The following is a 21344-nucleotide window of genomic DNA, read 5'->3' on the forward strand; positions in this document are numbered from 1 at the left end:
GTCGCGCAGAGTGCTAGACATCGAGGCGTGACGGAGGCTGAGAACCGACCCAATGTCGCCCGGATGTACGACTACTACCTGGGCGGCTGCCACAACTTCGCCGCCGACCGGGCCGCCGCCGAGGAGGTCCTGAGGATCTTCCCGGACACCGGCGTCGCCGCGCAGAGCAACCGCGCGTTCCTGCGCCGGGTCGTGCGCTGGGCCGCCGAGCAGGGCATTCGCCAGTTCCTCGACATCGGCGCCGGCCTGCCCACGCAGGGCAACGTGCACGAGGTGGTGCGCGCGATCCGCCCCGACGCCCGGGTGGTCTACGTCGACCACGACGAGGTGGCGGTCGCGTACGCCCGGCGGTTGCTGCCCACCGACGGCCGCACCGTGGTGCTCCGGGGTGACCTGCGGCGGCCCGGCGAGTTGCTGGCCGACCCGACGCTGCGGGCCACCATCGACCTGAGCGAGCCGGTGGCGGTGCTGCTGTTGGCGGTGCTGCACTTCGTGCCGGACGCCGACGACCCGTACGCGGCGGTGGCGACGCTGCGCGACGCCACAGTGCCGGGCAGCGTGCTCGCGCTGTCCCACCTCACGCTGGACGGCCTGCCGACGCTGCCCACCGAGCAGGGCACCGCGATCTACCGCCGCAGCAGCTCCCCGCTGGTGCCCCGCACCCGCGACGAGGTGGCCCGCTTCCTCGACGGGTACGAGCTCGTCGATCCGGGCCTGGTCAAGGTGGCGGACTGGCGGCCCGACGGCGAGCCGCAGGCCGCGGTGTCGCACGGCTACGGCGGGGTGGGCGTGCGCCGCTGAGGCGGGAGTCAGTCCAGGCCGCCGTGCGCGGCCCAGAGCGCGGCGGCGCGGTCGGCCGCCGCCGCCACGAGCGCGGCCAGTTCGGGCCGGTCGGGCACCCGGAACGACACGTACGCGCCGCGGCCGCCGGCGGTGGGCCGGCCGTACGCCTTCGCGGCGAGCCGCCCGTCCGGCAGCAGCCGCACGTTGAGCGTGGTCAGGGTGAACTCCTCGCCGCGCCGGGTGTCGGTCCAGCGCAGCTCCTCCGGCACCGTCACGTTGATGGCGAGGGCGCTGACGTCGGGTGAGGCGGCGCTGCTCATCCGGCGATCGTCCCACGACCACGCGCTCACCGGCGCAGTGTGGTTTCCCGGGTCATGCGGGACAGCTTCTCCGGGTTGCGCACCGCGTAGAGGCCGCTGATCCGGCCGTCGTCGAGGCGTACCGCGACGACGGTGTCCAGCTCGCCGTCGAGGCGTACCAACAGTGCCGGGTAGCCGTTCACCTGCGCCGGTTCCATCGACGCCACGGCGGCGATCCGGGACCAGCCGCCGGCCAGCAGCCGGGCCACCTTGTCGCCGCCGGTGACCGGGCGGGCAAGCGCCTGCTTGATCCCGCCGCCGTCGCCGACCAGGACCGCGTCCGGGGCCAGGACGCGGAGCAGCCCGTCCAGGTCGCCGGTCTCGACCGCCCGCCGGAACGCGTCGAGGGCGTCGCGGGCCTCGGCAGCCGGGACGGTACGCCGGGGGCGGCGCGCCGCGACGTGGGCGCGCGCCCGGTGCGCGATCTGCCGCACGGCGACGGGCGTCCGCTCGACCGTCTCGGCGATCTCGTCGTAGCCGACGTCGAACACCTCACGCAGCACGAACACGGCCCGCTCGGTCGGCGTCAGCGTCTCCAGCACCAGCAGCATCGCCATCGACACGCTCTCGGCCAACGCCACGTCGTCCGCCACGTCGGGCGCGGTGAGCAGCGGCTCGGGCAGCCACGACCCGACGTACGACTCCTTGCGCCGCCCGAGCGTGCGCAGCCGGGTCAGCGCCTGGCGGGTGGTGATGCGCACCAGGTAGGCGCGCCGGTCCCGCACCTCGCCGAGGTCGACGCCGGCCCAGCGCAGCCAGGTCTCCTGCACCACGTCCTCCGCGTCGGCGGCCGAGCCGAGCATCTCGTACGCGACGGTGAAGAGCAGGTTCCGGTGTGCGAGGAAGTCCTCGGTGGCCTGGTCCGCCATGACTGGCTCCTCCGCTGTCCGGCTGCGCTCCTCACCAGACGCCGCCCGCCGCCGCCGTGTGACATCGGGTCGCTGTGGTGGTCCTCACCCGCCGGCGCCGTCACGCCGGAGCGGTCTCCGGCATCTCGTGTTCGTCCGACACCACCGAAGCAGAGAGGGCCAACCCATGCAGACCCGATTCAACCTGTTCGAGAACCCGGTCTCGGCGGCGTTCATGAAGCGTTTCGCCGGCGCGGGCCTGGCGATCCACCAGTCGACGTTGCCGCGCACCGTCCAGGAGCTGGTGTCGCTGCGGGCCAGCCAGATCAACGGCTGCGGCTGGTGCATCGACATGCACACCAAGGAGGCGGTGGCCGGGGGTGAGAGCGCGGTGCGGCTGAACCTGGTCGCCGCCTGGCGCGAGTCGACAGTCTTCACCGAGGCCGAGCGCGCGGCGCTGGCGTTCGCCGAGGAGGGCACCCGGTTGGCCGACGCGCATCAGGGCGTGTCCGACGAGACGTGGGCGCGGGTACGCGAGCACTACGACGACGACCAGATCGCCGCGCTGGTGTGCCTGCTCGGGCTGATCAACGCGGCGAACCGGTTCGCGGTGCTCGTGCACCAGCGCGGCGGCTCGTACGAGCCGGGGATGTTCGCGGCGGCGATGAGCTGAACGCCGCGGCGGCGGTCGGGCCCGGTCGTCCCGGGCCGGACCGCCCCCGGAAAACGCGGCGACACCCGTGATCCCCTGTGGCCATACTGCTCGCCATGAAGATTGCGGAGGCCCTTGCGCTGCGGGCGGATGCGGCGCGACGCGCCGAACAGCTCCGTGCCCGCATCACCGCGAGCGCCCGCTACCAGGAGGGCGAGACGCCCGCCGAGGACGCCTCGGCGCTGCTCGTCGAGGCGGCCGGGGTGCTCGGTGAGCTGGAGACGCTGATCCGGCGGATCAACCGGACGAACGCCGCGACTGTCGTGGACGGTGGCACCCTGACCGACGCGCTCGCGCGTCGCGACGTGCTGCGCCTGCGGCACGGCGTGGTCACAGCGGCAGCGGACGCCGCCGCGGGCGAGGGCCAGCGCGGCTACCGTCAGCTCCGGTCGGAGCTGAAGATGGTTCCGGCGTTGCCGGTGGCGGAGCTGCGCCGGCAGGCCGACGAGCTGGCCCGGCAGATCCGCGAGGTGGACACCACGATCCAGCGGACGAACTGGGAGGTCGACCTGCTGGACTGACGAGTCGCGGAGCAGGTAGCCGACGTGGAGGCGTGCACGCCCCCGAGAGCCGGCGGGCAATCCGGCTCACTCCTGGCGCGCCGAGGGCAGGCGCAGGGGTTCGACTCCCCGGCACACAACGCATGCCCAGCACAGGACACAGGTGACGGCGCACAGGGCACGGCACACCACCAGGTGCAGATCCACGACGGTGAGGGTGGGACAGGGGACTTCCGCGACTCGTCCCAGGCGTCATCGCAGGTTCCAGAAGAACGACCGGACGTCGTCGACGAACAGGTCCGGCACCTCGAGCGCGGCGAAGTGACCGCCCCGGTCGAATTCGCTCCAGTGCCGGATCGTGTACGTCAGCTCGGCGATCGGGCGTACGGACCGGGTGATGTCGTGCGCGAACACGGCGACTCCGAGCGGGGGCGGGCAGGGCGCGGGCGGGCCACCGAACGCGCTCTCCCGCACCAGCCGCGCGGACGAGGCGGCGGTGCCGGTGAACCAGTAGACCGAGACGTCGGTGAGGATGCGGTCCACGCTGACGGCCGATCCCGGGTCGGTCCACTCGGTGAACTTCTCCGCGATCCACGCGAGCTGCCCGACGGGTGAGTCGTTGAGCGCGTACGACACGGTCTGCGGGCGGCTGGCGTAGAGCACCTGGTGCGGGTGCCGCTGCGTCTTGAGTCGCATGATCCGGGCGAGCCGGTCCCGGTCCTCGCCGGACAGTCCGGCCTCGCCGGTCCAGCCGGGTGGCGGGGGCGTGGGCAGGTAGTTGAGGTGCACGCCGACGACGTGTTCCGGGTCGATGCCGCCGAGCCGGGTGGAGATCACCGAGCCCCAGTCGCCGCCCTGGGCGCCGTACCGCCGGTAGCCGAGCCGGCGCATCAGCTCGGCCCAGGCGCGGGCGACGCGGTCGACGTCCCAGCCGCGTTCCCGGGTCGGGCCGGAGAAGCCGAAACCGGGGATCGACGGTACGACCAGGTGGAACTGTTCGGACAGCGGGCCGATCACGTCGAGGAACTCCACGACCGAGCCGGGCCAGCCGTGCGTGAGGATCAGCGGCAGCGCGTCCGGGTCGGCGGCCCGTACGTGCAGGAAATGGATGTTCTGCCCGTCGATGGTGGTGGTGAACTGCGGATACCGGTTCAGTTCGGCCTCGGCCCGCCGCCAGTCGTACGCGGTGCGCCAGCGCTCGGCCAGCTCGCGTACGCGGGCCAGCGGGATGCCGTAGTCCCACCCGGCGCCTGGTAGCTCGTCGGGCCAGCGGGTGCGGGCCAGGCGGTCGGCCAGGTCGTCGAGGTCGGCCTGGGGGACGTGGATACGGAACGGCTCGATCACGGTAGCTCCGATCATTGGTGTCACTAACGTTTGTGCGACGAACGATAGCGCAGATCGTTGGGGACGCCAACGTTTTTGGATAGGCTGGGCATGTGGAGAACCCGGAGCCGGACGTCGTACCCACCCGCCTGGCCGGCCTGCCGAGCTGGCTGATCACCCAGACCGCCGTACGCGCCGGCCGGCTGGTGAGCGACGGGCTGGCGGCGGTCGACGCGCGTGGCTACCACTTCCGGCTGCTCGCCACGCTCGACGAGTTCGGCCCGGCCAGTCAGGCGGCGCTCGGCCGGCGCAGCGGCATCCACGTCAGCGACGTGGTGGCGGCCCTCAACGAGCTCGCCGAGCGGGAGTTCGTGGTCCGCGCCCCGGACCCGTCCGACCGGCGGCGCAACGTCGTCACCATCACCGCGGCGGGGCGGCGGCAGTTGCGGCGGCTGGAGAAGCGACTCGCCGAGGTGCAGGACGACCTGCTCGCGCCGCTGACGCCGGACGAGCGGGCGGACCTGACCCGGCTCCTTGCTCGGGTGCTGGCCCACCACACCCGTCCGTCCGTCTGATCGTCCGGCTTTCGCGCCCGGTCGCCCCACTCCCTACCTATATCACTATCGATAGTGATACGGTTCAGTCATGGCGATGTCGATGGAGCGGTGGGCGGAGGTGGCGCTGCACCCGGTGCGGCTCCGCGTCCTGCGTGCTGTGGCGGGCACCCGGGTGACCACTCACGACCTGGCCGAGCTGCTGCCCGACGTCCCGCACGCCACGCTCTACCGGCACCTGGCGACGCTCGTGAAGGCCGGGATGCTCAACGTGGTGCAGGAGCGCAAGGTGCGCGGCGCCGTCGAGCGGGTGTACGCGCTGCCCGCGCACGGCGCGGCGCTGGACCCGGCGGCCCTGGCCACGGCCACGCCGGAGGAGCACGCGCGCTACTTCACCGCGTTCGTGTCGAGCCTGCTCTCCGAGTTCTCCCGCTACCTCGCCCGCGACCGCGTCGACTTCGTCGCCGACGGGGTCGGATACCAGCAGCTCGTACTGCACCTGACCGACGCCGAGCTGCACGAGTTCGCGGCCGGGCTCAACGCGCTGGTCGGCCCGTTGCTCGCCAGAGGGCCCGGCGACGGCCGGATCCCCCGGCTGCTGGCGACCGTCCTGATGCCCGCCGATCGCCCGGCGACCCCCGGCGACACGCACACGTCAGCGCACGACTCCGACACGACGAAGGGCGACGACTGATGGCCTCCGTAATGCTCAACGGCGATGTGATCGACATCCGGTTCACCGGATGGGAACGGATGTGGGTCGGGCGGGAGCGGTTCGCGCTGCGCCTGGCCGCCGTGCGGCACGCCGCCCCGGTGGACGAGCCGATCCGGCTGGCCCGGGGCGCCCGGCGCGGGTACGCCGTGTCCGGCTTCGCCAAGATCGGCGTCTGGGGTCTGTTCGGCGGTCCCCGGCAGCTCGTGGCGGCCCGGCGCGGTCAGCCCGGCCTGCACCTGGTGCTGGACCGCGCGGCGGCCGGCGGCGAGTTCGACGAGGTGGTGGTCTCCGACCCGGCCGCGCCGGGCCTCGCCGAGACGATCGGGCGCGCGACGCGGGGCCGGCCATGACCGGCGACCACCTGGCGATCGAGGCGTCGGGCCTGACCAAACGCTACGGCGACGTCACCGCCGTACGCGACCTGACCTTCACCGTACGACCCGGCGCGGTCACCGGCTTCCTCGGCCCGAACGGCGCCGGCAAGACCACCACGATGCGCATGCTGACCGGGCTGGTGACGCCGACCAGCGGCACCGCCACGATCGGCGGGCAGCCGTACGGCCGACTGGCCCAGCCGGCACGGACCGTCGGCGCGGTGTTCGACGGCAACGCGTTCCACCCCGGCCACACCGCCCGTGACCACCTGGGCGTCTACGCCGCGATGGCCGGCTGCCCGGACAGCCGGGTCGCGGAACTGCTGGATCTGCTCGGCCTCGCGCAGGCCGCCGACCGTCGTACCCGGGGGTTCTCCACCGGCATGCGGCAACGGCTCAGCCTCGCCACGGCGCTGCTCGGCGACCCGCGTGTCCTGCTGCTCGACGAACCGTCGAACGGCCTGGACCCGGAAGGCATGTCGTGGCTGCGCGGGCTGCTGCGCCGCCTCGCCGACGAGGGCCGCACCGTACTGGTCTCCAGCCACGTCCTGCACGAGGTCCAGCAGGTGGTCGACGACGTGGTGGTGATCCGGCGCGGCGAACTCGTCGCCGCCGGGCCGTGGTCGCGGCTCACCGGCCCGCCGACGGTGCTCGTCACCTCGCCGGACGCGACAGCCCTGGCCGCCGCGCTGGCGGCCGCCGCCGGGTCCGTCGAGGCCGCCGGGCCCGGCCGCCTGCGGGTACGCGGACTGGACGCGCCGCGCGTCGCCGACCTGGCCGCGGCCCATCGCGTGCGGGTCCACGAGCTGGTCACCGAGACCACAAGCCTCGAACAGCTCTTCCTCGACCTGACCACCGAAAAGGCGGAGGCCCGATGAACCTGATCAGAGCGGAACTACGCCGGGTCCTGGCCACCCGGATGTGGGGTGCGCTGCTGCTCGCGGCCGTCGCGCTCGGCGGCGGCCTGGTCGGGCTCATGGCGCTCGTCGGGCCGGAGAACTTCGACCCGCCGATGCCCGGCCTGCACACCGAGGAGGGCCTGCGGTCCATCCTCGGCATCCTCGGCTTCACCGCCTTCGTGCCCGCCGCCGCCGGCGCCCTCGCGGCCACCTCCGAGCATCGGCACGGCACCGCCGCCGTCACGTTCATGTTCGCGCCGCGCCGAGGGCGGGTGCTGGCCGCCAAACTCGCCACCCACGCGATCGTCGGCCTCGCCTACGGCCTCGTGCTCGCCGTCGCCGCCGCGGCGGCCCTGTTCACAGTCGCCGCCGCGCGTGGCGTGTCGCTGGGCCTGCCCGCTCCCACGGTGCTGGCGCTGCTCGCCCGCATCGGCGTCGCGATGGCGGTGTACCTGCTCGTCGGCACCGGCGTGGGCGCGCTGCTCCGCAACCAGGTAGCGGCCGTGTGCGTCGTGGTCGGCTACCTGTACCTGGCCGAGCCCGTACTGATGATGATCCCCGGCGTCAACGCGCTCTACCCGCTCCTGCCCGGCGGCGCCACCGCCGCGCTCACCGACTTCACGTACGTCGCCGACGCGATGTCCGCGCAGCTCGGCAGCGACGCCGTCGCGCTCCTGCCGCCGGCGGCCGGCGCACTGCTGCTGACCGGGTACGCGCTCGCCGCAGCCGCGATCGCCGTGGTCGTCCCGATGCGCCGCGACATCACCTGAGCGTCGCGAGCCGGACGATCTCCTCAGCGGTCAGCGGGCTGCGGGGATGGTGGGTCAGGCACATGGGAGCTTGCATCTTGACGAACCGGGCCCCCTCGACCGCGGCGTAGAACTGGCCGGTACGCAGCTTGCCGATGTCCGGGACGTCGGTGCCCTTCGCCCTGGCCACATCCCGGGCCGCCTCGATCTGCACCGGCACGGTGAGCAGGCCGAAGAACTGCGTGGCGGCGTTGCCGGGGATCTGGTTGTGCAACGCCTTCGGTGCCTGGGTGGCGAAGACCAGCCCCAGCCCGTACTTGCGGGCCTGCGAGGTCAGCGCGAGCGTGCTCTGGGTGCAGGCGGTCACGGCGCCGGACGGGGCCAGCGTCTGCGCCTCGTCCATGACGAAGAGTCCACCGAGTGGCCGGTCCCCGGCCGGATGACGCTTGATCCAGGTGAACAGGGCGAGCTGCAACTGGTTGACGAAGCTCTGCCGCTGATTGTCCTCGGGCAACCCGGCGAGGTTGATCACCGAGACCCGGGCGCGGCGACCGGGGGGCGGGGTGAGCAGCTCGCCCGGGTCGACAGGCGTTCCGACGCCGCCCAGGAGCGGATCGTTGATCAGGGCGGCCTTGAGTAGCTGGGCCATGCCGGCGGCCAGCTTGGGCGCGCTGTCGAGCTGACTCACCCCGTCCGGTAAATCGTTGAGGACGTCGGTGAACTCACGTAGGTCACTCGCGCCGCTGCGGGCGTAGCCGATCAGCGCCTCGCGCAGCACGGCCCGGCCGAGCCGGGCCTTGTCGGTGCCGCCGTCCACCCGGGCGTGCGGGGCGAGCGTGGCGACGGCGGCGTTGACGGCCGAGGTGAACCCGTCCGGGTCGTCGAGCACGTCGGCGAAGGCCGGCAACGGCTGGAAGCTCAACGGCCGACCGGCCTGCCGTCCCGGCGTCCAGACGACCACGTCGGTGCCGGCCAGATATTCCGCCGCGCGGCGGGCGTCGTCCGCGCCCCAGCCCGGCGGTGCGGCGGGCCAGGTCTCGCCGAGCCGGGCCAGGTCGTTGTTGGGGTCGAGCACGATGGCCGACACGCCGCGCAGGGCGCACTCCTCGACCAGGCGGCGGATCAGTACGGTCTTGCCGGAACCGGAGCCGGCGAAGATGACTGTGTGCCGGCGCAGCGCTTCCAGGTCGAGGCCGACCGGTTCGGGCCGCCCGGTGACAGTGCCGATCTCCATCCGCTCCGGGTCGATGCCCGCCACCGGTGGCAGGGGAGCGACCACCGGCGGCGCCGGGTCGAGCCCGGCGGAGCGCGGCGTCGGGACGGGACCGGCGGAGCGCGGTGCAGCGGTGACCGGCGGTGGCGTCCCGACCGGGGGTCGGTCCGGCGCCTCCTCTGGCCGCTCCTCGGTCCGGACGGCTTCCGGCGCACCCGGCCAGTCGCCCAGCGCCTCCCGCAGGCAGGTGATGTGGGACGCCGGCCGGCGATCGGCGAACCAGGGCCGCAGCGTCTCCCGCCCGTAGTCCTGGATGAGTTGTTCGAGCGCGGCCAGCCGGGCGACGTCCGGCGCGTCCAGGGGAAGCCGCCGACCGCCGGCCCGCTCGAACGCGTCAAGCACCTCGCGGGTACGGGCACCGGCCGACCACTCCGCGCTGCGCAGCAGGAAGAGCCGTCGTTTGGCGACCCCCTCGGTGAGTCCGGCGGTCGTGATCGCGTTGCGGATCCGGTTGAGCACGGCGATGTGGTGCGGCGCGGAGATCGCCCGGAACGACCAGTGCTCCTCGTCCTCGCTGTCCTCGCTCAGGCTGTGCCGTAGCCGGGCGTGCAGCGCCGGCTTGGTTCCGGCGGGGATCGGGTCGAGGCTGAACGCGTCGACTGCCGCGCCCTGCGCGGCGATCCACGCGGTCAGGCCGGCTTCGAGCAGGCGCGGGACGCGGGCGTCCTCCGTCTGCGGGGACAGGGCGGTGTCGGCGGCGGCGACCAGCTCCGCGTACCGGGCGTCGAGCTTGCCGAATCCGTTCGTCCGGCTCTCCGGTGGCGGCCCGGTGACCGTGGCGGGCGCGATATCCCCGGCGACGCGCTCGCCGCTCGTGTGCAGCAGGTGCCGCAGTTCCCGCGCCTCGCCGTCGGCCAGGCAGGCCCGGACGTGCGTGTCGATCCGCCGTAGCAGCTCACGAGGGGTGAAGCCGACAACCTCCTGGAACGCGTCCGGGTGGACCGGCCAGGTGGGGTGCGGCGGGGTGAACCCGAGGCCCTCGAAAAGCACCGCGAACCGCTTCTCGACCAGCTCGCGGCCCACCTCGACGGAGGGGATCTCCTTGAGCGGGGCGGCCTCCCGGAACCGGTCCTGGACGGTGTCCGTCGCCTGCTGCTGGATGCTGCGCCACGTCTGCGGCAGGCACGAGACGACGGACAGCGTCCGGCGAGTGGTCTCGCGTAGCGCCATCAGTCCGCTGGCGACCTGTTCGAGCAGGAGCGAGGTCTGCCAGTCCGCCTCGCCCCGGGCGTCCTGGTTCGTGGCCTTCACGGACTGGGCGATCATCAGGTCGATCTGGTCCACCGCGATCACGGTCGGACCGACGACGGCGAGCAGCCGGGAGATGTCCCGGACCACCTCCTGGGGCGCACGACGATTGCGCCGCAGCCCCCACCCGGCCCGTTGGCCGGGCTCCTCCTCGTCCATCGAGGAGAGGAAGTCGTAGCCGATGTCCTGCACGGCTGACTGCTCGGCCGCGTAGAGCACCAGGGCGCGCGCGGTGTCCTGGCACTCCGTGCCGATCTGCCGGTCCTTCTTGCGGATCAGGTCGACGAAGGCGTCGAGCGTCGGACGGCTGAGTTCGGTCTCACCGGCGACCGCGCGCCGTACCGTCCGGGGCGCACCCACCGCGTCGGCCAGCCGGCGCAGGAACGCCCGTAGCTGGGTCGTCTCGTCCGGCATCGGACGGACCAGGCCCTCCAGCATCGAGATCGCGGTGCGTTGCCAGAACGTCCGGGCTTCGAGCAGTTCGACCAGGAAGAAGAAGCCGCCGCGTCCCTGCACCTGCTGGCGGACCGTGCCGATGAGGTGGGTCTTGCCGGTGCCGCGCTGGCCGAGGATGGCCACGCCCACCGGACTGGAGTCGGTGCTGGCCTGAGCCTCCGCGAAGCTGTCCAGCACCGTCGTGACGACGTCGTGGTGCAGACCCTCCACGTGGAACGGTGTGGGTTTCCAGACGTCGTCCGGGGTCGGAGCCCAGTTGAACCTCAGCGCCGCCAGGGCACGGCGTTGCTCGTCACCGATCATGACGAGATGGCGACCAGATGCTTGTCCTGGTTGCCGATGGTCACCGCCGCCGCCCGCTCCTGCGGCTTCAGCACCTTCTGGTTGGACTCGGGCACCAGGTGCACGCCGCGCTCCCGGTTGAGCGTCACGAGCGCGGCGTCGAACTCGGGGCGGGGCAGGTCGGAGAGGGCGTCGCGAAGATCGGCCAGCATGACGTAGTCACCGGGCTTGGCGGCCAGCTCGTGGTACGCCTGCCGGATCAGCGCGACCGCGTCCGCGGCCGGGGACGCCGACGACGCCACCGGCGGCGGCGCGACGACCTCGTCCCGGTTGATCTGCATCCGGAACAGGTCGTCGGCGCGGGTTCCGGAATGGTCGATCAGCCGGCGCAGGAAGTCGAGCGCGACGTAGAGCGTTCCGCCCGCGGTACCGGCGCCCTTCGGCGGTTCCGCGCCCAACTCCTCGGTGGCGCGGTCCCATCCCTTGTCGGTGAGCGCCAGCGTGATCGGCTTCTCCGTGACCTCGATCAGGCCGAGTGATTCAAGTCGGCGGCGGTGATCGGCTTTCAGGCCGATACCGGCGACATTGGTGAAGTAGGTCTGCGGCAAAGGCGCCGCCTTCACCATCAGCGTGACAAGAATGCACCGGTCGACGAGGGTCAGTTCCTTTTCCGGCATGCGGATGCTCCTCTGCGGCACGAGCTCCCACCGCGTCGACGGTGTGATCGAAGGCTCGGAAGGGGTGGCCATGATCGAGGTGGGCAACGGGGACGGCCCCGGCGCACGGGCCGATTCTGCCGACGGCGCCGGACTCGCGCAAGGTCACCGATCTCGCTGACGAAAGCCGACAGGACCGCGTAGTGGATCTCCAACGGTCCTGCGTGGACGCCTCGATTGAAACGCCTGTTCGGCGGCTTCGGCGCGGTCGGTCGACCCGACCATTGCGAAATGACAAGGACAGCGGGCAGCATGGCAGACCGGCGAGAGGGCCGGAGTTCTGCTCCGCCGCGAACCCTCCTGCCTGTTCTCCAGAAATACGTCACGGAGGTGACCGTGCAGTCTGAGGTGGTCCGCTACCAGGTCGACGACGAAACGGTTGCCTTGATCGAAGTCGAGCCGACACCCGGTTTCCAGCCCGCAGGCTTCGGCGACGTCGCCGGCTGGGTACGCGAATCCGCGGCACCGGCGGTCGCCGCCGCCCGGGAATTGCTGGAACAGGTCAAGACCGTCTCTCCCGACGCGGTGGAGGTGCGCTTCGGGATCAAGGCCACCGGCACGGCGAGCTGGGTGGTGGCGAAGGCGACCGGAGAGGCGAACTTCGAGGTCACCCTCGCCTGGCAGCCGGACGGCCCCACCGATCGCGGTGCCGGTCCACGGCGCTGACGGACGGCTCGGCCCGTGACAACGGCCCCGGACGAGAGCTCGTGGGCGGTTGCCCTGCACCGTGAGGCGGACCCGCACACGGCACTCGGCACCGGCATCGTCATCGCCGCCAACCTGGTGCTCACCTGCCACCACGTGGCGTTCGCCGCCGACGGCACCCTCCGCCCCGATCTCACTGTCGCCTTTCCGCGCGCGCCCAAGGTCGCCTACTTCGACCGGCGCAAGGTCCGGCGGTGCCGGCACGACGGCATGCCGGCGGCGCACGTCGACGTGGTGGTGCTCGAACTCGTCGAGCCGGTGCCGGCGACCGTCACCCCGGCGCGGCTGCGCTGCCTCGCCCCCAAGCCGCTGCTCGACCGCCCCTTCTGGGCGTACGGCTTCCCGGCCGGGGTGGTCGGCGGCCTGCAGGCGACCGGTTCCGTCGTCGAAGACGGCGGGTACGGCCGCGTCACCATCGACAGCGGCGCTGCCGGGCCGCTCAGCAAGGGGTTCAGCGGGGGCGCGTTGTGGTCCCCGGAGTACCAGGCGGTGGTCGGCGTCGTCGTCACGGCCGACGGCAAGGGCAAGGGGCAGGCGGTGACGCTGCACCACGTCGACGAGCAGGTGCCGGCGATGACGTTGGGCGCGTTGTCGGCCTGGCGGGTCGAGGACGCCGACGACGCCGCGCTATCGGCCTGGGGGTGGACGTTGAGCACCGACGGTGAGGCCGGCCGGCACTGGCTGCCCCGGGCGCGGGGCGTCGCCGTGGACACCGAGGGCGGCGCGCGGTTCCGGGGTCGTACGGCCGCGCTCCGGCGGATCGTCGACTTCATCGACGGGAAGGCGCCCGCCACCCGGCCGCTGATCGTCACGGGTTCGCCAGGCGTCGGCAAGTCCGCCGTCCTGGGCCGCGTGGTGACCACGGCCGACCAGCAGATCCGGGACAGCCTGCCGGGCGGCGACACCGCCGTACGGGCCACTGTCGGCTCGGTGTCCTGCGCCGTGCACGCCAAGGGCAAGACCGCGCTGGAGGTGGCGCTCGAGATCGCCCGGGCGGCCGCCGTCGACCTGCCCGGTGCGCCGGCCGATCTGATGCCGGCCGTGCGGGACCGGCTGGCGCGGCGTCCGGCTCGCTTCGCGCTCGTCATCGATGCGCTGGACGAGACGGCCGACCCCGGTCAGGCCCGGCAGGTCATCGACGACGTCCTGCTGCCGCTGGCCCGGGAGTGCGGCCGGTACGGCGTGCGGGTGGTTGTCGGCACCCGGCGCGGCGACGACCGGGGTGACCTGATCGCCTGCTTCGGTGATCCGGTCGAGCTGGTGGATCTGGACACACCGGAATACTTCGCCGGGGCCGATCTGGTGAACTACGCCCTGGCGACCCTGCGACTGCTCGGCGCGGAACGGCCGGGCAACCCGTACAGCGACTCGGCGGCGGCTATCCCGCTGGCGCGCCGGATCGCCGAGCTGGCGAAGGGAAACTTCCTGGTGGCCGGTCTCGTCGCACGGGCACACGCGCTGCGCGACATCGAGCCCGTCGACCCGGCGTCGGTGTCGTTCAGCGCGACAGTGGCCCATGCGCTCGACTCCTATCTGGCCGGGCTGCCGGCTGCCGGCTCGGCCTCCGCCCGGCTCGCCCTCACCGCCCTGGCGTACGCCGAGACGCCGGGTCTGCCGCTGTCGCTCTGGCGGATCGCGGTGACCGCGCTCGGCGGCACGGTCACCGAGGACGAACTCCTCGCGTTCGCCCGTACGTCGGCGGCGAACTTCCTGGTCGAGACCGGTGGCGGCAGCCGGCCCGCGTACCGCCTGTTCCACCAGGCCCTCAACGACGCGTTGTTGGACGGCGCGTCACGCCGGGACGACCAGCGACGGCTGGTCGCCGCCTGGGCGGACCTGGCGGCCGAGGTGGGATGGGCCTCGGTGCCCGACTACCTACGGCGCTCCCTGCCCCAGCACGCCTCCCGCGCCGGGCTCGTGGAGCGGCTCCTCGCCGACGAGGGCTACCTCCTGCACGCGCACCTGGAGCGGTTGCTCTCGGTCGTCGACATGGAGAGACCGCTGGAGCCGCTGTCCCGATCACGGGTGCGGCTGCTGCACCGGACGCCGCTCGCTGTCGCGGCGGCACCGGCCGAGCGCGCCGCCCTCTTTTCGGTCGTCGACCGGCTCGACGGACTGGGCAGCGGGATCGAGGCCGACGGCGCGCCGTACCGCGCGCGCTGGGCGCACACCCCGCCCCGGCAGGAGCGCAGCGTGCTGGACGGGCACTCGCAGGCCGTCTACGACGTGGCGGCCGTCGAGCTGGACGATCGGTGGTTGCTCGCCTCCGCCGGTGACGACGGCACGGTCCGGCTCTGGGACCCGATGACCAACCAGGCCGTGGGAGTCTTCCCGTGTCACAACGACACGATCCGCGGGCTGTGCGCTGTCCGTACCGGCGGCGGCGAGACGCTGATCGCCACCGCCAGCCACGACGGGACCGTCGGCCTGTGGGATCCCCGGACCGGCCAGCGTCGGCACGAACTGAGCGGGCACGACGACTGGGTCCGCAACATCTGCGTCATTCCACTGCCGGACGGCGACCTGCTCGCCTCGGCCGGCGACGACCGGACGGTCCGGATCTGGGATCCGGTGACCGGGACGCAGCGCTACGCGTTGACCGGGCACTCGGGCTGGGTGACGGCCGTGACGTACGTCCCGTCGGACGGCCGGCACCTGCTCGCCTCCACCGGCTTCGACGGCGTGGTCCGGGTCTGGGAGCCGACGGCCGACACGCGCCCGACGCTGACCCTCACCGGACATGTCGGCTGGGTGACCACGCTCTACGCCGTTCGAGCGCCGGGTGGCACGTTGCTCGCCTCGGCCGGCTACGACGGCACGGTCCGGCTCTGGGACCCGCAGAGCGGCGAATGCGTCCACGTCCTTGCCACCGGTGGACCGGTCACGGATCTGTGCACGGTCGAGGTCGACGAGGGCTGTCTGCTGGTGTCGACGGGTGAGGACGGGCTCATCCGGGTCTGGGACGTGCCGACGTGGGCGAGCCGGCCGAGCCTGCGGGGGCACGCGAGCTGGATCCGTGCGGTCTGCGAGCTGCGTACGGCGAAGGACCGGATGCTGGCGACGGCGGGTGACGACGGCACCGTGCGGCTGTGGGACCCGGCCGGCGGCCGACCCGACACCGTCGCCGAGCGGGACCGGCTCGGGCCCGTGCACAGCCTCTGCGCGGTCCCTGACGAGCGACCGGGCCTGGTCGCCTCCGGCGGTGCCGACGGCCGGGTGCGGATCTGGGACGCCGCCACGGGCGAGCGGCTGCGGGAGATCCCGACACCCGGCGGGCCGGTAAACGCGATGTGCGCGGTCGCCGACGTCGAGGAGCCGCTGCTCGTCACCGCCCAGGACGACAACACGGTCGGAACCTGGAGTGTGCGGCACAGCGCCTTGGTGGGGGAGATGACCGAGCACCACGCTCCGGTGGCGGCGGTCTGCCCGATCGTCATCGGCGGTGAGACGCTCGTCGCGTCGGCCGGCGACGACCAGGCCATCCGGCTCTGGCACCCGCAGACCGGCACCGTGCGGGCGGTCCTGCTCGGGCACGTCACCCGTGCCTGGGTGACGGCCCTCGCGACGGTTCGGTGGCCCGAGGTGGAGGCGCTCGCCTCGGCCGACAAGAGCGGCACGGTGATGCTGTGGGGCGGTGGTGACACGCCGGTCTGGACCCGGCAGGGACATCAGGACGCGGTCACCGCGCTCTGCGGCCTGGTCGTGGCGGGTCGCCGGATGCTGGCGTCGGCCAGCGCCGACCACACGATCCGTCTGTGGGACGCCGAATGGGGTGAGCCCGTGGACGTGTTCACCGGCCACACGGCTGCCGTAACCGGGCTGAGCCTGGTGCGGGTCGGCGGGCGGGATCTGCTCGCCTCGACCAGCCGGGACCGGACGGTGCGGATCTGGGACCCGTCCACCGGACGGGCGCTGCACACCATCCCCGTCTATCACCCGGCGCTGACGTGCTGCACTGTCGACGGAACGTTGCTCGTCGGTCTGGATCAGGGCCTGCTGGCGTTGGACGTCGACGGCCGGAGCGACCTGCCACCCGAGGCCGCGGACCGTGCGGTCGCTCGGGTGGCGGTGCGCTGCTGATCAGGGGCGCAGCACGTAGCGTCCGCGTACCCCGCCCTCGGCCGCCGCCCGGTGGGCGTCCGCCACCCGGTCCAGCGGCACCACCGCGTGCACCCGCGCCGGCAGCTCGCCGGCGGCGGTGCGGGCGAGCAGGTCGGCCAGGCGTGTCCCGTCGGCGTGCACCTCGACCGCGCGCACCGTGACACCGCGTTCGGCGGCCGGGTGGGCGTTCGGCCGTACCCCGACGAACACGCCGCCGTCGCCCACCAGCGCGAGCCCTCGGTCCTGGAGCGCCGCGGCGTCGGCGACCGCGTCCCAGCCCGGCTCGGCGGCGGTGGTGAAGTCGGCGCCGAGCCCGCGCACGAACTTCTCGTCCCCGGCCCGCGCCAGGCCGGTCACCCGCCATCCCCGGTCCCGGGCGAGCGGCACGACGTAGCCGCCGACCGCGCCGGCCGCGCCGGTGACCAGCAGCCGGCCGCCGGCGGGCGGGTCGCCGAGCAGGTCGACGATCTGCGCCGCGGTCAGGCCGTTGAGCGGCACTGTCGCCGCCGCCACCAGGTCCAGATCATCGGGTACGACGGCCAGGTCGGCGGCGGGCACGACAAGCTGCTCGGCGTACGTGCCGAAGTCGCGGTCGAACCCGCCCACCAGGCCGGCGACAGGGGTGCCGACGGCGAGGTCGACGCCCGGCCCGGCGGCGGCGACGACACCGGCGAAGTCCCAGCCCAGGCCGGTGTGGTGCGGCTGGTGGATGAGCCCCAGCGAGTGGAAGAAGCCGCTGACGACGCCGAGGTCGGCCGGGTTGACCGGCGCCGCCGCGACGTCCACCCGGACCTCGCCGGGTCCCGGCTCGCGCTGCGGGACGTCGATGATCTCGATGGCGTCGGGTCCGCCCGGGGTGCGGACGACTGCGGTGCGGAAGGTACGCGTACCCATGGTTCTGTCTCCTTGGTCGTGAGGGATGCCCTGCTCCACGATGGAGGGGTAACTTTCCATCGGGAAGTACGCACTTCGGAGTGCGTTGGGTACCCCCGGATAGGAGGCGCGGACGATGCCGACGCAGACGGCGGCGGAGAAGCGGGCGCAGGCGCGGGAGGAGTACGACGCGTTCCTCGCCGGCTGCCCGAGCCGGCAACTCCTGGACCGGATCTCCGACAAGTGGGTGGCGCTGATCCTGGCCGCGCTCGGCCGCGACGGGCCCGACCGCAACGCGGAACCCCGGGTCATGCGCTACTCCGAGCTGTCGCGGCGGTTGGCCGGGGTCAGCCAGAAGATGCTCACCCAGACGTTGCGCTCACTGGAACGCGACGGCCTTGTCACCCGCACCGTGACGCCGAGCGTGCCGGTGACTGTCACCTACGAGCTGACCGACCTCGGTCAGTCGCTGCACCAGCTGATGTACGGCATGAAGCTGTGGGCCGAGGCGCACATGGACGAGGTGCACGCCAACCGCGAGCGGTACGACGCCGCCGGTCACTGACCGGATCCCCGAAACTTTCGGTCGTGCTCGCGCTTCTCGGCGCCCTTCGCTCGCACGGTCATCCATGGACTCCCGCGCTGATCAGCCGGTTGAGTCCATGTTCGCGTCGACATCGACATTGACCGATCGTGCCGTCGCGGATATCTTCCCAGGGAAGTTACCGGTACATCTTCGAAAAGTTTCAGGGCAGTGACGCGGGGGGTGGGCGCACCGCCTACTCCACTCGCGTCAAGCCGGGCATCGCCAGCGCATCATCGTCCGATATGCAGAGGAGTGTCATGAAACATCTACCGAGGCGCAGCCACCGCGTGGTGCTGGCCGCCGTCAGCAGCGCGCTGGCTCTCGCCGGTGCCGCGCTCGTGGTGCCCACCATTGCCCAGGCGGCGGCGAGCACGCTCGGTGCCGCCGCAGCACAGTCGGGCCGCTACTTCGGCACCGCCATCGCGGCGAACCGACTGGGCGACTCGACGTACAGCACGATCGCGGCGCGTGAGTTCAACATGATCACCGCCGAGAACGAGATGAAGCCGGAAGCGCTCCAGCCCAACCGGGGCCAGTTCAACTTCTCCTCCGGCGACCAGATCTACAACTGGGCCACCCAGCGGGGTCTCCAGGTCCGCGGCCACACCCTCGCGTGGCACGCGCAGCAGCCGGGCTGGATGCAGAGCCTGAACGGCAGCAACCTTCGTCAGGCGATGATCGACCACATCAACGGCGTGATGGCCCACTACAAGGGCAAGCTGGCCGCGTGGGACGTGGTGAACGAGGCGTTCAACGAGGACGGCAGCCGTCGGCAGTCGAACCTGCAGGGCACCGGCAACGACTGGATCGAGGTCGCGTTCCGCACCGCTCGCGCGGCCGACCCGTCGACCAAGCTCTGCTACAACGACTACAACATCGAGAACTGGTCGTACGGCAAGACGCAGGGCGTCTACAACATGATCCGGGACTTCAAGTCCCGGGGTGTGCCGATCGACTGCGTCGGTCTGCAGACCCACTTCACCGGCGGCAGCTCGCTGCCCGGCAACTTCCAGACCACGCTGCAGAACTTCGCCGCGCTGGGTGTGGACGTGGCGCTGACCGAGGTCGACGTCACGAACTCCTCGACCAGCCAGTACGCCGGTCTGACGCAGGCGTGCATCAACGTGCCGCGCTGCATCGGCATCACCGTGTGGGGCGTGCGTGACAGCGACTCGTGGCGTTCCAACGAGAGCCCGCTGCTGTTCGACGGCGGAGGCAACAAGAAGGCCGCATACAACTCGGTCCTCAACGTCCTCAACTCCGCGTCGCCCAACCCCACGCCGACCGCGACCGTCTCGCCGACCGTGTCCCCGACCGCCGGGCCGACCGGCGGACCGACCACGCCGCCGCCGACCACCGGCGCGAGCCGGATCGTCGGCAACCAGTCCGGCCGGTGCATCGACGTGCCGAACTCCTCGCAGAGCAACGGCACCCGGGTGCAGCTCTACGACTGCCACGGCCAGACCAACCAGCGGTGGACCTACACCTCCAGCCGGCAGCTGACCGTGTACGGCTCGATGTGCCTGGACGCCGCCGGCTCCGGCAACGGCTCGGCGGTCCAGATCTACAGCTGCAACGGCCAGACGAACCAGCAGTGGAACGTCAACTCCAACGGCACCATCACCGGAGTCCAGTCCGGCCGCTGCCTCGACGTCTGGGGCACCGGCAACGGCCAGCAGGTGCAGATCTACGACTGCAACGGCCAGGCCAACCAGCGGTTCCAGCTCGTCGCGACGAGCTGACCTTCGCGTACGGAAAACGGCTCACCGTCGTGGTCTCGGCCACGGCGGTGAGCCGCTTTCGTGGTGCTCGCGTGCTGCCGGTGTCAGCCGATCAGCAACTCCGTGCGGTAGTCGGCGGCCAGCGCGGCGGCCCGGTTCCGGCGCTCGGCCTGCTCCTCCTCGGTCAGAGCCGGCGGCGGCGAAGTGGGACCGTCCACCCGGTCGCCGACGCGCAGGAAATACTCGTCCTGCCCGGCCGGCGTGCACATGCACAGCAGCCGCGCCGGCTGGTCGAAGGAGTTGCGGAAGAAATGCGGCGCGTTCGCCGGAATGTTCACCGTCTCCCCGGCCCGCGCGACGGTCTGCTCGCCCCGGAACGTGAACTCCACCGCCCCGTCGAGCACCGTGAACATCTCCTCGAAGTCGTGCCGGTGCGGAGGCGGCCCACCACCCGGCGGAACCCGCATGTCGATCAGGCAGTACCGGCCGGCCGTCTGCTCACCGGTGACCAGGATCGTGTAGGTGCCGCCCGCGATGGCGAGGTGCGCGAGGCCGGGGTCGTCGGGCCGGGCGTGGACGAGGGTACGGGTCGGATCGTCGGACGGGATCGCACCGCTGGCCATCGGCTCTCTCCTCGATCGTCGGTCTGCGGATCGATTCCCCTCATAGCCATCCGGCAAGCTGCTAAACCTGGGGCGCTTCCCGTGCTGGGACCGTCATGCCGGGCGGCGGGCGACAACCGCCAGGGCCATGCCGAAGAACTTCAACGGCGAGCGTTCGATAGCGTCGGTCACCGGCCGGATGCGACGCCCGAAGCGGGACCTGTCGAACGGCGGCATGATGTAGTCCACCGCTACCGGCTCCAGCCCGGCCCGCCGCAACTGCGCGGACAAGCCACGGGCGGTGAAGGAACGGGCGTCGGCGAGCCGACGGTGCAGCGGCACGATCCACGGCAGGAACGGGCCCCGCGCCGGCCGGTACCGCCGGCCCCGGATCAGGAAGCCGTGCGTCTCGAACGGGAACCACCGGTTGGGCGTCGTCAGCGCGAACCGGCCGCCGGGCACGAGCACGCGGTGGACCTGCCGCAGGGCGGCATCCAGGTCGTCGATGTGCTCCACCACCTCGATGGCGGTGACCAGGTCGAAGCTGCCGTCCGGGTAGTCCAGCTCGGTGGCGGACAACTCCCGTACGTTGATCTTCCGGGCCGCCGCCGGATCGCCGGCCAGCCGCTCCCGGAACAGTTTCAGCCGATCCTGCTGGATGTCGACGGCCTCGATCTGCGCGAACGCGTCGACCAGCCGCATCGTGTACGTGCCGTCCCCGCAGCCGATCTCCAGTAATCGCCGGCCGGTCAGCGATGTGTGCCGGCCCAATGTGCCGAGCCGCTTCGCCACCCCACGCTCGCCGAATGCGCTGCCGTGCCCCAGCCCCAGATTGCGATTCGTATTCATCATGGTCGCTGACCATAGACCTAACGAGCGTTAGCGTGGGGGCGTCGATCGACAGGCAGTGCCGGCTCTGGCCGACCCCTCTGGCGTCCCGATCTCCGACACCGGAGGGGCCGGCG

20 protein-coding genes are annotated in these 21344 nt (G+C 72.2%); 12 read left to right on the forward strand and 8 right to left on the reverse strand.

Annotated elements, in window-relative coordinates; translation table 11 throughout:
• Nucleotides 1-27 precede the first annotated feature (27 nt).
• Complete coding sequence (locus J3R08_RS00575) at nt 28-801, forward strand: SAM-dependent methyltransferase (protein WP_064448364.1); 774 nt, start codon at nt 28-30, stop codon at nt 799-801.
• 8 nt (nt 802-809) lie between these two features.
• Here J3R08_RS00575 and J3R08_RS00580 read toward each other — a convergent pair whose 3' ends face one another.
• Together J3R08_RS00580 and J3R08_RS00585 are read right to left on the reverse strand one after the other, a co-directional pair.
• The gene (locus J3R08_RS00580) at nt 810-1133 is read right to left on the reverse strand and encodes a hypothetical protein (protein ID WP_231915634.1); all 324 of its coding nucleotides are present in this window, start codon (nt 1131-1133) and stop codon (nt 810-812) included.
• Nucleotides 1130-2011 carry an RNA polymerase sigma-70 factor gene (locus tag J3R08_RS00585; protein ID WP_064448365.1) on the reverse strand — a complete coding sequence of 294 codons (882 nt, stop codon included), beginning with the start codon at nt 2009-2011 and terminating at the stop codon, nt 1130-1132. Before J3R08_RS00585 ends, J3R08_RS00580 begins: the two co-directional genes overlap by 4 nt.
• A 166-nt stretch (nt 2012-2177) precedes the next feature.
• Between J3R08_RS00585 and J3R08_RS00590 the strand changes: the two genes are divergently transcribed.
• Nucleotides 2178-2663 (forward strand): carboxymuconolactone decarboxylase family protein, encoded by a 486-nt coding sequence (locus tag J3R08_RS00590; RefSeq protein WP_043327495.1) that lies wholly within the window; start codon nt 2178-2180, stop codon nt 2661-2663.
• Between the two features lie 95 nt (nt 2664-2758).
• On the forward strand, nt 2759-3223 hold the full coding sequence (locus tag J3R08_RS00595; RefSeq protein ID WP_064448468.1) for a DIP1984 family protein: 465 nt from the start codon (nt 2759-2761) through the stop codon (nt 3221-3223).
• A gap of 231 nt (nt 3224-3454) precedes the next feature.
• Here the strand turns inward: J3R08_RS00595 and J3R08_RS00600 are convergent, their stop codons facing one another.
• Nucleotides 3455-4546 (reverse strand): epoxide hydrolase family protein, encoded by a 1092-nt coding sequence (locus J3R08_RS00600; protein WP_280841801.1) that lies wholly within the window; start codon nt 4544-4546, stop codon nt 3455-3457.
• 92 nt (nt 4547-4638) lie between these two features.
• On the opposite strand from J3R08_RS00600, the gene J3R08_RS00605 reads away from it, so the two are divergent.
• From J3R08_RS00605 to J3R08_RS00625, 5 genes are all read left to right on the forward strand, one after another.
• Complete coding sequence (locus J3R08_RS00605) at nt 4639-5100, forward strand: MarR family winged helix-turn-helix transcriptional regulator (protein ID WP_104113499.1); 462 nt, start codon at nt 4639-4641, stop codon at nt 5098-5100.
• Between the two features lie 70 nt (nt 5101-5170).
• Nucleotides 5171-5773 (forward strand): helix-turn-helix domain-containing protein, encoded by a 603-nt coding sequence (locus J3R08_RS00610; RefSeq protein WP_245254642.1) that lies wholly within the window; start codon nt 5171-5173, stop codon nt 5771-5773.
• Nucleotides 5773-6144 (forward strand): hypothetical protein, encoded by a 372-nt coding sequence (locus J3R08_RS00615; protein ID WP_064448368.1) that lies wholly within the window; start codon nt 5773-5775, stop codon nt 6142-6144. The genes J3R08_RS00610 and J3R08_RS00615 overlap by 1 nt, the downstream gene beginning before the upstream one ends.
• Complete coding sequence (locus J3R08_RS00620) at nt 6141-7046, forward strand: ABC transporter ATP-binding protein (protein ID WP_209959613.1); 906 nt, start codon at nt 6141-6143, stop codon at nt 7044-7046. Before J3R08_RS00615 ends, J3R08_RS00620 begins: the two co-directional genes overlap by 4 nt.
• Nucleotides 7043-7837 (forward strand): ABC transporter permease, encoded by a 795-nt coding sequence (locus J3R08_RS00625; RefSeq protein ID WP_209959615.1) that lies wholly within the window; start codon nt 7043-7045, stop codon nt 7835-7837. Before J3R08_RS00620 ends, J3R08_RS00625 begins: the two co-directional genes overlap by 4 nt.
• Here the strand turns inward: J3R08_RS00625 and J3R08_RS00630 are convergent.
• Nucleotides 7830-11096 (reverse strand): helicase HerA domain-containing protein, encoded by a 3267-nt coding sequence (locus J3R08_RS00630; protein ID WP_187692978.1) that lies wholly within the window; start codon nt 11094-11096, stop codon nt 7830-7832. The genes J3R08_RS00625 and J3R08_RS00630 overlap by 8 nt on opposite strands.
• Nucleotides 11093-11752 carry a hypothetical protein gene (locus tag J3R08_RS00635; RefSeq protein WP_064448372.1) on the reverse strand — a complete coding sequence of 220 codons (660 nt, stop codon included), beginning with the start codon at nt 11750-11752 and terminating at the stop codon, nt 11093-11095. The genes J3R08_RS00630 and J3R08_RS00635 overlap by 4 nt, the downstream gene beginning before the upstream one ends.
• 375 nt (nt 11753-12127) lie before the next feature.
• Between J3R08_RS00635 and J3R08_RS00640 the strand changes: the two genes are divergently transcribed.
• Both J3R08_RS00640 and J3R08_RS00645 read left to right on the forward strand, forming a co-directional pair.
• On the forward strand, nt 12128-12457 hold the full coding sequence (locus J3R08_RS00640; RefSeq protein WP_013283485.1) for a CU044_2847 family protein: 330 nt from the start codon (nt 12128-12130) through the stop codon (nt 12455-12457).
• Nucleotides 12458-12472: 15 nt separating this feature from the next.
• Nucleotides 12473-16576: a WD40 repeat domain-containing protein gene (locus tag J3R08_RS00645; protein WP_209959616.1), complete on the forward strand. Its 4104-nt coding sequence runs from the start codon at nt 12473-12475 to the stop codon at nt 16574-16576.
• Here J3R08_RS00645 and J3R08_RS00650 read toward each other — a convergent pair whose 3' ends face one another.
• Nucleotides 16577-17491, reverse strand: coding sequence for an NADP-dependent oxidoreductase (locus J3R08_RS00650; RefSeq protein WP_209959618.1), 915 nt, complete (start codon nt 17489-17491; stop codon nt 16577-16579). It abuts the gene before it with no gap.
• A 115-nt stretch (nt 17492-17606) separates the two neighbouring features.
• Here J3R08_RS00650 and J3R08_RS00655 point away from each other — a divergent pair, with 115 nt between their 5' ends.
• Nucleotides 17607-18035, forward strand: coding sequence for a helix-turn-helix domain-containing protein (locus tag J3R08_RS00655; protein ID WP_043327477.1), 429 nt, complete (start codon nt 17607-17609; stop codon nt 18033-18035).
• A gap of 278 nt (nt 18036-18313) precedes the next feature.
• Nucleotides 18314-19798 carry an endo-1,4-beta-xylanase gene (locus J3R08_RS00660; protein WP_209959620.1) on the forward strand — a complete coding sequence of 495 codons (1485 nt, stop codon included), beginning with the start codon at nt 18314-18316 and terminating at the stop codon, nt 19796-19798.
• Between the two features lie 83 nt (nt 19799-19881).
• Here J3R08_RS00660 and J3R08_RS00665 read toward each other — a convergent pair whose 3' ends face one another.
• Both J3R08_RS00665 and J3R08_RS00670 read right to left on the reverse strand, forming a co-directional pair.
• Complete coding sequence (locus J3R08_RS00665) at nt 19882-20400, reverse strand: cupin domain-containing protein (protein WP_043327473.1); 519 nt, start codon at nt 20398-20400, stop codon at nt 19882-19884.
• 93 nt (nt 20401-20493) lie between these two features.
• The gene (locus tag J3R08_RS00670; protein WP_187692983.1) at nt 20494-21231 is read right to left on the reverse strand and encodes a class I SAM-dependent methyltransferase; all 738 of its coding nucleotides are present in this window, start codon (nt 21229-21231) and stop codon (nt 20494-20496) included.
• Nucleotides 21232-21344 lie beyond the last annotated feature (113 nt).

It is taken from the genome of Micromonospora sp. HB375 (assembly GCF_017872985.1).
GTDB lineage: Bacteria > Actinomycetota > Actinomycetes > Mycobacteriales > Micromonosporaceae > Micromonospora > Micromonospora chalcea.

What these genes read in the sequence shown, in the direction of transcription:
- J3R08_RS00620 (WP_209959613.1), top strand. Translation starts at nt 6,141, where the DNA reads ATGACCGGCGACCACCTGGCGATCGAGGCGTCGGGCCTGACCAAACGC.
- J3R08_RS00635 (WP_064448372.1), bottom strand. Translation starts at nt 11,752, where the DNA reads ATGCCGGAAAAGGAACTGACCCTCGTCGACCGGTGCATTCTTGTCACG.
- J3R08_RS00665 (WP_043327473.1), bottom strand. Translation starts at nt 20,400, where the DNA reads ATGGCCAGCGGTGCGATCCCGTCCGACGATCCGACCCGTACCCTCGTC.
- J3R08_RS00655 (WP_043327477.1), top strand. Translation starts at nt 17,607, where the DNA reads ATGCCGACGCAGACGGCGGCGGAGAAGCGGGCGCAGGCGCGGGAGGAG.
- J3R08_RS00585 (WP_064448365.1), bottom strand. Translation starts at nt 2,011, where the DNA reads ATGGCGGACCAGGCCACCGAGGACTTCCTCGCACACCGGAACCTGCTC.
- J3R08_RS00670 (WP_187692983.1), bottom strand. Translation starts at nt 21,231, where the DNA reads ATGATGAATACGAATCGCAATCTGGGGCTGGGGCACGGCAGCGCATTC.
- J3R08_RS00610 (WP_245254642.1), top strand. Translation starts at nt 5,171, where the DNA reads ATGGCGATGTCGATGGAGCGGTGGGCGGAGGTGGCGCTGCACCCGGTG.
- J3R08_RS00625 (WP_209959615.1), top strand. Translation starts at nt 7,043, where the DNA reads ATGAACCTGATCAGAGCGGAACTACGCCGGGTCCTGGCCACCCGGATG.
- J3R08_RS00650 (WP_209959618.1), bottom strand. Translation starts at nt 17,491, where the DNA reads ATGGGTACGCGTACCTTCCGCACCGCAGTCGTCCGCACCCCGGGCGGA.
- J3R08_RS00595 (WP_064448468.1), top strand. Translation starts at nt 2,759, where the DNA reads ATGAAGATTGCGGAGGCCCTTGCGCTGCGGGCGGATGCGGCGCGACGC.
- J3R08_RS00660 (WP_209959620.1), top strand. Translation starts at nt 18,314, where the DNA reads ATGAAACATCTACCGAGGCGCAGCCACCGCGTGGTGCTGGCCGCCGTC.
- J3R08_RS00590 (WP_043327495.1), top strand. Translation starts at nt 2,178, where the DNA reads ATGCAGACCCGATTCAACCTGTTCGAGAACCCGGTCTCGGCGGCGTTC.
- J3R08_RS00615 (WP_064448368.1), top strand. Translation starts at nt 5,773, where the DNA reads ATGGCCTCCGTAATGCTCAACGGCGATGTGATCGACATCCGGTTCACC.
- J3R08_RS00630 (WP_187692978.1), bottom strand. Translation starts at nt 11,096, where the DNA reads ATGATCGGTGACGAGCAACGCCGTGCCCTGGCGGCGCTGAGGTTCAAC.